We start from the raw sequence: 12,639 nt of genomic DNA on the forward strand, positions 1-12,639 counted from the left end.
GAGGGCCTTTGCCTGCCGTTGCGTAAACTTGCGGCAGTTGCATAGGAGTTATGCTAAATTAGAGTTATTTTTATTTTAAAATTAGAGTAAAAGGGCCAGAAGAACTGAAGCGTCCGGTTCCTAATCTTAATTGACGCTGTCGTGGTGCGGCCACGGATAATTCCAAAAATCGAGTTTGGAGTCCGGAAGGGAAATGGTTCCTTTCTGGGCGTTGAAGCGTTTCAGGTCGCCGTCAGGCCAAAGACATAGGCTCGTCGGCGCGAAGGGGAAGCGACAGTGAGAGTGATGGAATCGACATATGGTGGGGCGGCCCCGGATGCCGCCGGCGGGGTTGCCGATGGCGGCACCCGCGACCTTAGCGCCGTCGGCCGGCAATTCCACTCGCTGGCGCGCAATGCCGGTTTTGACTTCTTTTTGGTCACACGGTTTCCTCAGGGCGACAGGATCGATTTTGTCACCAATCATCTGATGAGCAATTGGCCACGCGCCCTGAAGGACAGCTACGGCGCCAGCGACATGTTCGGCATCAGCACGCTGGTCTCGCGCCTCAAGGACAGCATTCTTCCGGCCTTTTCCCGCAAGGGGCTGTTTTCCAATCGCTCGTCAAAAATGGCGGAGAAACTCGACAGCGAATTCCTGATCGTCGGCCTGCACGACAATCTGGCCTTCTCGCTGCATGATGCCGAACTCAACCAGTATATCTTCGTGTTCTCGGGCACCAAGGATAGGCCGGAGCAGAGCGAGATTTCCGCGCTCTATTTCGGTTGCATGGAATTGCTCGACACCTGTTTCAACAGCATCCGGTCCCAGGAAGGCCCGCGCGAGCGTCTTTCGGCACGCGAACTGGAATGTCTGAAATGGTCGGCGGCCGGCAAGAGCAGCGAAGAGATCGCCATTATCCTCAACATTTCGGCCCATACGGTGGTGAGCTATCTGAAGAGCGCCATGCGCAAGCTCGATGCCGTCAACCGGATGCAGGCGGTGGCGCGGGCCTGCCGGTATCGCTTGCTCTGACACACAGGGCGATCGGCTTTCGGTCTTTGGCCGGTTTCTAGAAGCCGTTGCCGCCGGTCAGTTCGGCGTGGACCGTGCCGACGATGATGCGCAGGTCCATCCAGATCGAGAAGTTGTCGATATAGTGCAGGTCGCAGGCAATGCGGGCGCGCGCCTTTCGCGGGCGCTCCGTCGGGCCGCGCAGGCCGCGCATCTGCGCCAGGCCGGTCATTCCGGGGCGCATGGCGTGGCGGCGATGGTAATCGGGCACAAGCTCCTCGTAAGGGCGACCGGCCGCCAGCATGCCGATGGCGTGGCAGCGCGGGCCCACGAGCGACATGTCCCCTTTCAGCACGTTGAAGAGCTGCGGCAGTTCATCGATGTTGGTCCGGCGGATGATTGCGCCAATCCGGGTCACCCGGGGATCACCAGCCACGGTTTGCTGTACGCCGGACTGATCGCAGAGGTCGGTGCGCATGGAGCGGAACTTATAAACACGGATCTTCGCGCAATTCTTGCCCCAACGGGTCTGGGTGAACAGTACCGGTCCTGGGCTGTCGAGGCGGATAATCAATGCAACTGCCAACAAAAATGGCAGCAGCAGAATCAATGCTGCGAGAGATACGACGATATCCAGAATTCTTTTGGCGAAAAAATGAGCGCTTCCTGCTTTGTTTTTAGCAGAAAGTATATTCTTGCCATAAAACTCGGCAAGACAATCGCTATTGCCCTCAAAATCAAAAGGACGTGTAGCCGCGCGATTATGTGTTTGGGGGATACTCAAGTTCTTAATCCGACCCTGGTTTATCACTGTTCGCTTCTCGTCAATGCGACTTGAATATATTAGACCCGTGGTAAAGTCATTCTTATTCTTAATAATTGGTTAACCCACAAAGCAAGTGTGACGATGTGTGGCACACGTTGTTTCTGAATGATTCATTAACTGCAACAAAGCTGCAATTCTTTGATGTTTTGCGTGGCTGCGACCTCACTTTATGAAGCGAGGCCTAACGTTCCAGGTGCTGGAAGGATCCGGAGCTAGAGCATCGCCGCCGCAAGTTCGGTCTTGCCGTAACCGAACTGCACTTGCGCCGTGCCGGTGTGCGAGAGCGTCAGCCGGTCGCCGGCCGATAGGGCCGCCAAGGCCGTCAGAGACTGGGTCACGGGGCCGCCCGTGCCCTGGCATGTGGCCAGGATCGTGCTGTCGTTGAGGGTCAATTCCAAGCCGTGGCCGGACGAAGTCAGAATGCTGAGATGCACGCTGAGCAGATAGATGCCATCGGCTGGTACCACCAGGCTGCTGCCGTGGCCGGAGGGCAGAGCCGGGCCGAGCGAAAAGCCGCCCTGCTGGAGGTGAAGCGTGTCGAAGCCTGTCTGGCTGCCGTTTGCCGGTGTGAAGGAACTGTCCGCAAGAGCGGCGCGGACCAGGGGCCGGTGGGCGGTGCGGACATGGCCGTCCGCAGAGATGGCCAGGGCTGTTTTCCACAGGGACCCATCGGCGCTGACCTTGATTGCGAACTCGTCGGAGCCGGCCAGGCCGAATTCGGCGCATCCCTGCCAGTTCGACTGGAAGAGCAGGGAGGCGGTGTCGGATGGCCCGGCCTTGTTGATCTTCAACTGATGGCCGCTGCCGGCATGGTTCAGCAGGCTTGCCGGCGAGGAGACCGCCAGACGGTTGACGACATCGGCGGAAGCGCTGACGCCAAGCGTCGAGACCGTTGGATCCTGCGGCAGCGGCGGATCGGTCCATTGGCCATCGACGAAGACGACCGGATGCTGGTTCGCCAGGTCGTAGGCCCGCCATCCATGGCGGGGCTGCAGGAAGATCCAGGCCCCGTCCTGGCGCAGCGCCACCTGTCCGGCCTTGCCGCTCCATGCGCCCGCAGTTGGCGTGGTGATGGCATAACAGGCGCCCTCGCTCGGGTCTTCCGGTGGTGTGGCGAGGTGTGCGGCCAGAACCAGCTGTACCGCCGCGTCGAGGCGCTGCAGGGCCTCGTTATGCGTCACATGCTTCTGCGCCTGGGACGGCAGGATATAGGGAAGGGCGAGATTGGCTGTGGTGTCCGACATGGTTTGCTCCGCGGGTTGGCGTCGGGAGCATTATGGAGCGAGGCGCGGGGATGGGGACGACCGGCGGGTTTGCGGCTTGAAAAGATTGCCAATGGCCGAAAGCGCATCCGCCCCGCGATCGGTTTTTCCGATGCGGGGCGGATGATGTCGTGATGTCTTGGGATCAGCCGCGCTTTTCGCCCCAGGCGACAAAGAACGGATTGGCAAAATCCGAATCGGTGGCTTGGCTGATTTTGCCATAGGGCAGCGGCTGGCCGTCGAGGCCGAGTGTGATGCCGCCGGCAGCGCGCAACACGGCGTCGCCCGCTGCCGTATCCCATTCCATGGTGCGGCCGAAGCGTGGATAGACATCCGCATGGCCTTCCGCTAGCAGGCAGAATTTCAGAGAGGAGCCGACCGACTTGTAATCGGCAACGCCATTGTCGCGCAGGAAGGCTTCGGTTTCCGGGCTGTTGTGCGAGCGGCTGGCCACGGCGATTGGTGCGCCTTCGTGTCTGCGGATGGTGATCGGCTTGCGATCGGTGACGGTGAAATCAGCATCGATCGTGAGTTTTTCGGCGCCAGCCTTCGAGCCGATATAGGCGACACCCTTGGCCGGCGCGTAGACGATGCCGGCAACCGGAACGCCGGCCTCGATCAGCGCGATGTTGACGGTGAAATCGTCGCGCTTGTTGATGAATTCCTTGGTGCCGTCCAGCGGGTCAACCAGAATGAAGCTCCGGCCCGCTGTCTGCGGGATGTGGCCGGCAGCGACCGCTTCCTCGGCCACAACGGGAATGTCCGGAAAGGCCTTGGCCAGATGCTCGAGGATGATCGCTTCGGCCCGCTCATCGGCTTCCGTCACCGGTGAAGCGTCGGCCTTCAGCGTGACATTCGGACCTGCGTTGTAAACATCGAGAATGGCTCGTCCGGCGGCCAACGCCGTCGTTTCAAAGATTGCCAGCATGGTCGTTCAGTCCTTTGCGTTGCTGATCAGGAAATCGGCGATCTGCATGGCCAGCGCCTCCGGCGTATGGCCGACCGTCTTCAGATGCAATTCCGGGTTTTCCGGGATCTCATAGGGCGAATCTATACCGGTGAAATTACCGATCTCGCCGGCCAATGCCTTCTTGTAGAGGCCCTTCGGGTCGCGGCGCACGCATTCCTCGAACGGCGTGTCGATGAACACTTCGATGAATTCGCCGGGCTCCATCAGGTCGCGCGCCAGGCGGCGTTCGGACCTAAACGGCGAGATGAACGAGACCAGCACGATCAGGCCGGCATCGGCCATCAGCTTGGCGACTTCGGCGACGCGGCGGATATTTTCGACGCGGTCCTCGTCGGTGAAGCCGAGGTCACGGTTCAGCCCGTGGCGGACATTGTCGCCGTCAAGCATGTAGGTGTGCTTGCCTTCGGCATGCAGCAGCTTTTCGAGGTTGTTGGCAACCGACGACTTGCCGGAGCCGGACAAGCCGGTGAACCAGACCACGCCGGCGCGCTGGTGCTTCAGTTCGGCACGTGACTTGCGGTTGACGTCAAGCGCTTGCCAGTGGACGTTGTCGGCACGGCGCAGCGGATGATCGATCATGCCGGCGGCGACCGTGGCATTGGTGAAACGGTCGATCAGCACGAAATTGCCGGTAATGCGGTTGTCAGCATAATTGTCGAAGGCAATCGGCGTCTGGGTCGAGATATTGCAGACGCCGACCTCGTTCATGTGCAGCGACTTGGCGGCCATATGGGCGAAGGTGTTGACGTCGATGCTGTGCTTCAACGTCGTAACCGTCGCTGCAACGCTGTCGGTCTCGCTGCGCAGCACATAGCTGCGGCCCGGCATCAGCGCATTGGCATCGAACCAGATGATATGCGCCTGGAACTGGTCGGCGACATGCGGACGGTTGTCAGGCGCCACCAGCATGTTGCCGCGTGACACTTCGATCTGGTCTTCCAGAACGATGGTGACGGCCTGGCCTTCGACGGCGGTTGCAAGCGAGCCGTCCTGGGTGACGATGTCCTTGATCTTCGACAACTGGCCGGATTTCGCCACCGTCACCGCATCGCCGATCGAAATCGAACCCGAGGCGACCTGGCCGGCAAAACCCCGGAAATCGAGATTGGGGCGGGACACCAGCTGCACCGGGAAGCGGAACGGCTTGTCGATATAGAGGTTCTCGATCGGCACGGTTTCGAGATGTTCCAGCAGTGCCGGGCCGATATACCAGGGCATCTTGGTCGAACGGCTGGAGACGTTGTCGCCGAAGCGGGCCGACAGCGGGATCGGCTGCACAGAGGCAAAGCCGAGATCCTTGGCGAATTCCATGTAGTCGGCGACGATCTGGTCAAAGACCTTCTGGTCATGGCCGACCAGGTCGATCTTGTTGACCGCCAGCACGATGTGGCGAATGCCGAGCAGCGAGGCGATGAAGGAATGACGGCGCGTCTGGCGCAGGATGCCCTGGCGGCTGTCGACCAGCACGATGGCCAGATCGGCGGTGGAGGCGCCGGTTGCCATGTTGCGGGTATATTCCTCATGGCCGGGTGTGTCGGCGACGATGAACTTGCGCTTGGCGGTGGCAAAGAACCGATAGGCGACATCGATGGTGATGCCCTGTTCGCGTTCGGCTTCCAGGCCGTCGACCAGCAGCGCGAAATCGATATCCTCGCCATTGGTGCCGTGCTTCAGGCTGTCGCGCTCGAGCGCTGCCAGCTGGTCCTCGAAGATCAGCTTGGTATCGTAGAGCAGGCGGCCGATCAGCGTCGACTTGCCGTCATCGACGGAGCCGCAGGTGAGGAAGCGCAGCAGCGACTTGTTTTCCTGCTCGCGCAGGTATTCGACGACGCCCTTGGGGAATTCGGGGGGGGTGACGGCGTTCATCAGAAATAACCCTCGCGCTTCTTCTTCTCCATCGAGCCTGATTCATCCTTGTCGATCATGCGGCCCTGGCGCTCGGATGTGCGGGCGGTCAGCATTTCGCGCACGATGTCTTCCAGCGTATCGGCGTCTGATTCGATGGCGCCGGTCAGCGGGTAGCAGCCGAGCGTGCGGAAACGCACCAGGCGTTCCTCGACCTTGTCGGCCTCGGTGAGCGGCATGCGCTCGTCATCGACCATGATCAGCATGCCGTCGCGCTCGACTACGGGCCGCTTGGCGGCAAAATAGAGCGGCACGATCGGGATATTTTCCTTCAGAATGTACTGCCAGATGTCGAGTTCGGTCCAGTTGGAAAGCGGGAAGACGCGGATCGATTCGCCGGGCCCGACGCGGGTATTGTAGGTCTTCCACATTTCCGGGCGCTGGTTCTTCGGATCCCAGGAATGCTGGGCATTGCGGAAGGAGAAGATGCGCTCCTTGGCGCGGCTCTTTTCCTCGTCGCGCCGCGCGCCGCCGAAGGCTGCATCGAAACCGTACTGGTCGAGCGCCTGGCGAAGCCCAAGCGTCTTCATCACATGGGTGTGCACACTCGACCCATGAGTGAAGGGGCCGACATTCTGCTCGATACCATCCGGATTGACATGCACCAGCAGGTCGAAGCCGAGCGTCTTGGCCATCATGTCGCGAAACGCGATCATCTCGCGGAATTTCCAGGTGGTGTCGACATGCAGGAAGGGAAACGGCGGCTTGGCCGGATAAAAGGCCTTCATCGCCAGGTGCAGCATGACGGAGGAATCTTTGCCGACGGAATAAAGCATCACCGGCTTGGCAAACGTGGCCGCGACTTCGCGGAAGATATGAATAGCTTCCGCTTCGAGACGCTGAAGATGGGTAAGTGGCATTCGGCAATCTCTGTTCTAAGGGTTGGCCTGCAACATTGGCAGGCTTGCCGATATGACGAGTCCGCTTTGCCGCAGTATTCCTGTTTACCGCTGCGATAGCCTGTAAATCTCTATCGATGCAAGGCCTATGCAAGGGAGAAGGCATTGTTCCCAACATCGCGGTCAAAAAATGTCTTTGAACAGGCTGCGAGATTTGCCAAGCGGAAACACCTGTGTAAGTTCACGACGGGCTTCCAGCCTATTGCTGTTCGCTGCCTGTCTGCGACCAGACCCATTCGACGCCCGAGGAGCCCGCAATGCCGACACCCGCTGAAAAAAACAGACTGATCCTCCGCTTGAAGGAGTTCGTGCGGCTACTCGATTCGCCAAGCATTGACGCCATTCTTGGTGAACACAGTGCGGACGGCGATTCCGATGTTGCGTCCCAGGCCTTTTACGGCAAGCTGCTTTTTGTGGCGCAACGGTGGGAGGAGGCTTACCGGGTGCTTGAGGCGGCATGGCTTCGCAATCCGGATGAACGGGTCCTGCGGGATCTGGAAGTGGCTTACTGGATGCTGCAGACGAGGGATGACCTGCGGGGAATGCAGTCCGGCGTGGCCTTATCCTATCTGCTGGCGCAGCCACAGTTGCATAGTGTCCTGGATGTCGGCTCCGGCGGCGGCGAGCATGCACTGCAATTCGCCCTGGCGGGAAAACAGGTGCATTGTGTCGATTTCGGCGTGTCGGTCTATGCCCGGCAATCCAAGGTTCTCGATCAGTTGGCCGACATGTCAAGTGTTCGGCGCAGCATTGGCGATTTCATGGAACTGCAGGATGTCGCCAAGTATGATCTGGTATGGTGCAGCCATGTCCTGGAGCACCAACCTAATGCCAACCTCTTCCTGAAGCGCTGTTTCGATCTTGTCGCCGATGAAGGCTGGCTCGCCATCACGGTTCCGCCGCTCAAGCACCCGATTGTCGGGGGCCATGTGTCCCTGTGGAATGCGGGCTTGGTTCTCTACCAGATGGTGTTGGCGGGCAACGACTGCTCCGATGCTGTCGTTATGAACTATGGCTATAATATCAGCGTTCTGGTGCGCCGCCGCCCGATCATCGTGCCGGCGCTCGAATTCGATTCCGGCGACATAGGCCGGATTTCACGATTTCTTCCAGCCGGATGTTCGGAAGGTTTCGATGGTCGGATGGTGGCCTTTTCAGGCGGCAAACCCCAAGCCGATTCCTTGTGACTCTTCAACAGGTAGCTATTTTTGTTAGGATGCCGATTGGCACGGGGTCTGACGTTGGGGCGATTGCTGGTTGTAGCCGGCGTGCTGCAGGAGCGCATTCTTTGTTGTCTTTGTGAATGTGAGCGTTTATGCACGCATTTCGTGCTGCCCATCTATACGGAAGGAGCGAGGGGTCAATGATCGATTTTAATGCGCCCGACAGCAAGGATTCCAGTGGCTGCAGCAGAGCTTTCGACTGAATGAGGGGGTATATTCGCAACCCGATCAGCGACAGCATTCCTGTCAAAGAGGCATATTTCGACGGAAGGCTTCATATTTTTGGAGCTGCTTTGTTGTTGTGGAAGGACTCCAAATGATGAGCGAATCAGAAGGCTACCAAGTCTTTTCGGTGCTGGATGCCAATGAGATCAACACCTTCAAAAAGGTGGCCATACTGGTTTTCCGTGCTGCTGATTTGGAGCGAAATGCACGTCAGGCCTCTGATTTCTTGCGCGAAAAGCAGGCCATGACCGGCCTCAGATTAATTGTCATCGTGTTAGGGCACGTGACGGCAGCATTGGACGGCATGGTTGAATTGCCTGCCGCCACACTGGCCGACTATGATGTGCCGACAGAACTGCTTGTCTATCAAGGCGACGGGAAGAAACCGGATGAAGGGCTGCCGACCGGGCTGCTTTTCAGCATTATCGAATGCGATTTGAGAAGCGTCTCCCAATTCAATTTCGAAGGTGACGTCTGGCCCTACCAGCGCGCCAAGAAGGAGGGCAAGACAATCCTCTTTCTATTCCCCGGCTCCATTTTTCCTGTCTCCATGGGGTCGCATCGTCGTGCAATCGGCATGCTTGCCGCATTGGTTGATCACGGTCTCGACGTCACGGTGATGTTTACGGGGCCGACCTATGCCAAGCGCCTCGTTGCAGCACAGGCTCTGAGCCTTTTCGCCGTTGACAGCACGAATTTTTCCAATGGCCAGGACAAGTGGCGCAGGATCGTCCTTGAGATCAAGAAGTCCATTGCCCGCTTGATGGTCAAGCTGTCCAGCCAGAAGACACCCGTGGCCGAATCGTTCGTTGATCGGGCCTTCATTCGAAATTCGGGCGCTTTGCGTCGATGTATCGAAAGGCTTGGACTGGAACGTTTCGACGGAATCTATGTGAATTATGCTTGGATGCTGCCGGCTGTTCTGGCGGCGAAGCCAAAAGGCAAGTTGCTGGTTTGCGATACTCATGACGTGCAGTTCTTCAGAGCGCTGTCGCTGGTTGAGCATGGTGGTGGCTCCGCGCAATCCCTGTCCCTGGACAGTTCCAAGAAGGAGGAACTCCGATTGCTCGGCGCGTCCGATTTCGTCCTTGCTATCTCGGAAAGAGATGCAGCTCTTCTGAAGTCCGAATTGCCGCCGGAAAAGGTTCTGGTCGGTCCCAGCAGCTACCGCTATTGCTACATGGGTGTCCGGAGGCGACCGGAACTGCGACCGTTTACGTTTGGCTTTCTTGGCCACAACATGCCCGCCAACGTCATTGCACTGGAGCATGTGCTGAAGGAATGGTGGCCGACGGTCAGCAGGCTCAGCCCGGCCAGCAAATTTATCGTGGCGGGAAGCGTTTGCAGTGCTCCTAGCATCCGGAAGCTCGCCTTCTTGAACGATACTGTGGAACTCGCCGGCTTCGTAAAGACGCTGGCCGGATATTTTGGCAAGATCGACGTGCTCCTTTCGCCGGTGTTCGTCGCGGGCGGCATGAATTTCAAGAATGCCGAGGCAATTGTTGCCGGTGTGAGCCTGATTACCAACCGCCAAGGAGCGGAAACGCTTGGTGATGTCGGCGATCTGCATGTGGCGGATAACGAGCAGGAGCTTGTCGAATGCCTCAGGAGCATCGAACTCAACGCTGACGAGGAATACGATAGACGAAACGCATCTCAGAAGAAGCTGATGCAGACGTTCGCGCCTGATCACGCAGTACAGGCGATCATCCGGGGGCTCGGCTCCTAGCTGGGCGCGGCAGACCTCACGGGCCTCTGAATCAGCGAGACAGGATTGACCTATGCGTGTCCTCATTCAATGCGGTAACAATCTGGAAAATAGCCGGCGGGTGTTGTCGATTTCTTCCCTGCTGCGTGATCATGGGGTGCAGCCAGTCGTTGCCGTCTACAACAAAGAGTACACGGGCTTCTTCTCCTCGGCGGGAATTCAGTCCCTGCCGTTTTTTGACGCCCGTCCGCTTGCCGTCACGTCAGAGCGTATAGGGGCAGTCGGTTTTAAGCCCGATGCGGCCGACATCTTCGCTCTGGAGGTTCTACGGAGCAAACTGGCAGGCGCGAAATTTGACATCCGGAAAAACACCCACATGATGAATCGAACCATGATCGGTCTTGACGAGATCGTCAAAGGCGAGGGTATCGACAGTCTGTTGGTGTGGAACGGCCACACGGGCCTCGTCGCAAATGTGTGGCGTGTCTACAAGGAAGCGAAAGGAATTCCTGGCGGCTACATGGAGCGTGGCCTTTTGCCGGATGGCGTGTTCTTCGATCCGATCGGAACCAATGGCGACGCGTCGATCGCGCGTGGAAGTTCATCGGCGGAGGGAATGCCGAGCAACGATTACCGGGAGCGTCATGCTGCCGCTATCGAAACATTGATTCCAAGCGTCGAGCGCGAACTGTTTCTGAAAGGCATGCAACAGGCCCGAACGAAGACGATTTTTGTTCCGCTCCAGGTGCAAAGCGACAGCAATATTATCCTGCATTCGCCCCGACTGAAATCAATGCGCAAGCTCGTCCTTCAGGCTATCTATATCCGAGACCATTTCTTTCCGGACTACAGCATCGTCGTGCGACCGCATCCAGAGGAGAGCCCCGACGTCGTCCTCAATATTCCGCTTGCCGATAGACTGGTCATCAAGCGCGACGGGACGTTGTCCGAGGCGCTGTGCGCCAGTGAGATCACCATCACCATCAACAGCACGGTCGGGCTTGAGGCTGCTTTGCAAGGAAGCCTGCCCGTCGTGCTAGGCGAAGGTATTTATTGTCAGGAACCGTTTGTGGTTCGGCTGTTGCGGCACCAGGACGGTGGGATCGTGGTTGATCGTCTGAAGGCGTTGAAATCGGCGCCCGAGGTCTTCCACGATCAACTCATGCAATATCTCGCCCATTACTTCGACATGAACCAGGTGCAGCCGGTCTACCGCCGCTTGTCGGAACCGCTTGGACTGCTGGAAGCCATCAAGCGAGATAACGCTGGTGCGAGTTCTACGACGACAGGAACTCCCAAGCCTTCTGCAACTGAACCGTTCACAGCACAGTCCAAGGTGTTTAGTGCGGCAAGAGCGCATTTCCAGAAACAAGCAGGCCCGATTTCGTGCGATGCTTTCGATCTTGATACTGTGAAGCTCATTGTCAATTACCGCAAAACATCGCATCCGCCGGACCGGGCAACCATTGCCGCTATGCTCAACAGTTTGCTGGGCATAGACGCCAGCTATACAATCCGGCCACAGACGGTCGCCAAGTCCGGAGACATCGCCATTGTACCGGCCGCCGTGAGCTTTACCGGCGCCCGCAAATATCGGTTGGTCCTCGACGAACACTTTGGTCTGCACAAAAACTTCGTCTCTCAGTTCTAGGGTTTGTTGAGCTTCATCTTGGATTGATGACCGCCGAGCAAAGATGGATAATGGCCGCGAAGCTTTGATCGGTTTTGTCCGATCTCATCGCTATACGCTTGAACTCTTTGAGTTTGCAGAAAAAATTCTCGATGAAGTGCCGCCATTTGTAGAGTTCGGCGTCGAGCGGCAGTGGCGATGCCCGTCTTGGATGCTGTGAGATGACAATCTTTGCGCCGCGTTCGTTGAGATCAGCAATGATATGATTGCTGTCAAACGCCTTGTCGGCGATCAGGCCATCGAATTCGACGCCATCAATGAGCGCTGCAACGCCAACCGTATCGAACCGCTGCCCCGGCAGGAGAACAAAGCGCATCAGGTTTCCCAAAGCATCGGTCAATGCCGGGATTTTGGTGGTCATGCCGCCCTTGGAGCGCCCTATGGCCTGGCTCTGAGTCCCCCTTTTGCGCCCTGTCCATGGCGTTGGACCTTGACGATAGTGGCATCAACCATGGCGTATTCCATGTCCGGCTCGTCGGAGCATGCCTCGAAAAGCCTAAAGAAAACATCGGCTTTGACCCAATCGCGATACTGCTTGAAGGCTGTGTTCCAGTTGCCGAAAAGGTCGGGAAGATCGCGCCAAGGGCTGCCCGTCCGTGCAATCCACAGAACCGCTTCGATAAAGCGTCGATTATCGTTACCGCTGCGACCGGGATCGGTCGGCTTACCGAGGCAATGAGGTTTCATCTTCGCCCATTGCGCGTCCGTCAAAACAAATCGTTCCATGACAAACTCCATTTTGGAGTTTGAATCACTTCTCAGGCAAATTGGGAATCTGAATCTCAACAAACCTTAGTCCGCCACACCACCGATCGAACACAATGAGGTCGCGTGCTGGGCGGCCCGGTCCGTATGCCGGAACGGCCCAGGATGTTGGGCCTGACATTCTTTGCCACTTTCTCCTCTGTCCCAATCACGCCACTTTACGTCCCAATTGG

At 57.9% G+C, this 12,639-nt stretch carries 10 protein-coding genes; 4 read left to right on the forward strand and 6 right to left on the reverse strand.

The genetic code is table 11. The features are described 5' to 3' along the window. The first annotated feature begins 285 nt into the window (after positions 1-285). On the forward strand, positions 286-1,014 hold the full coding sequence (locus HFC70_RS04850; protein ID WP_168472203.1) for a LuxR family transcriptional regulator: 729 nt from the start codon (positions 286-288) through the stop codon (positions 1,012-1,014). Positions 1,015-1,051: 37 nt separating this feature from the next. Here the strand turns inward: HFC70_RS04850 and HFC70_RS04855 are convergent, their stop codons facing one another. The 5 genes from HFC70_RS04855 to cysD form a co-directional block, all read right to left on the reverse strand. Next, positions 1,052-1,684, reverse strand: a complete 633-nt coding sequence (locus tag HFC70_RS04855) for a sugar transferase (protein ID WP_368669548.1) — start codon at positions 1,682-1,684, stop codon at positions 1,052-1,054. 347 nt (positions 1,685-2,031) lie between these two features. Next, positions 2,032-3,063, reverse strand: a complete 1,032-nt coding sequence (locus HFC70_RS04860; protein WP_168472077.1) for a DUF2793 domain-containing protein — start codon at positions 3,061-3,063, stop codon at positions 2,032-2,034. A 163-nt stretch (positions 3,064-3,226) separates the two neighbouring features. Next, positions 3,227-4,009, reverse strand: coding sequence for a 3'(2'),5'-bisphosphate nucleotidase CysQ (gene cysQ, locus HFC70_RS04865; protein ID WP_168472078.1), 783 nt, complete (start codon positions 4,007-4,009; stop codon positions 3,227-3,229). 6 nt (positions 4,010-4,015) lie between these two features. After that, positions 4,016-5,917, reverse strand: coding sequence for a sulfate adenylyltransferase subunit CysN (gene cysN, locus HFC70_RS04870; RefSeq protein ID WP_168472079.1), 1,902 nt, complete (start codon positions 5,915-5,917; stop codon positions 4,016-4,018). Continuing rightward, complete coding sequence (gene cysD, locus HFC70_RS04875; RefSeq protein WP_168472080.1) at positions 5,917-6,816, reverse strand: sulfate adenylyltransferase subunit CysD; 900 nt, start codon at positions 6,814-6,816, stop codon at positions 5,917-5,919. Before cysD ends, cysN begins: the two co-directional genes overlap by 1 nt. A 296-nt stretch (positions 6,817-7,112) precedes the next feature. Here cysD and HFC70_RS04880 point away from each other — a divergent pair, with 296 nt between their 5' ends. The 3 genes from HFC70_RS04880 (at position 7,113) to HFC70_RS04890 (ending at position 11,662) form a co-directional block, all read left to right on the forward strand. Further along, the gene (locus HFC70_RS04880; protein ID WP_168472081.1) at positions 7,113-8,042 is read left to right on the forward strand and encodes a bifunctional 2-polyprenyl-6-hydroxyphenol methylase/3-demethylubiquinol 3-O-methyltransferase UbiG; all 930 of its coding nucleotides are present in this window, start codon (positions 7,113-7,115) and stop codon (positions 8,040-8,042) included. A gap of 355 nt (positions 8,043-8,397) precedes the next feature. Beyond that, positions 8,398-10,032 (forward strand): glycosyltransferase family 4 protein, encoded by a 1,635-nt coding sequence (locus HFC70_RS04885; RefSeq protein ID WP_168472082.1) that lies wholly within the window; start codon positions 8,398-8,400, stop codon positions 10,030-10,032. A 52-nt stretch (positions 10,033-10,084) separates the two neighbouring features. Beyond that, positions 10,085-11,662 carry a hypothetical protein gene (locus HFC70_RS04890; protein WP_168472083.1) on the forward strand — a complete coding sequence of 526 codons (1,578 nt, stop codon included), beginning with the start codon at positions 10,085-10,087 and terminating at the stop codon, positions 11,660-11,662. A gap of 13 nt (positions 11,663-11,675) precedes the next feature. Here the strand turns inward: HFC70_RS04890 and HFC70_RS04895 are convergent. After that, positions 11,676-12,427, reverse strand: a protein-coding gene (locus HFC70_RS04895) for an IS5 family transposase (protein ID WP_168472084.1) whose coding sequence is annotated in 2 segments (ribosomal slippage) — positions 11,676-12,097 and positions 12,097-12,427 — 753 coding nt in all. Because the reading frame shifts where the segments join, the coding sequence is not laid out codon by codon here. Positions 12,428-12,639 lie beyond the last annotated feature (212 nt).

This window comes from Agrobacterium sp. a22-2 (assembly GCF_012276985.1).
Lineage (GTDB): Bacteria > Pseudomonadota > Alphaproteobacteria > Rhizobiales > Rhizobiaceae > Allorhizobium.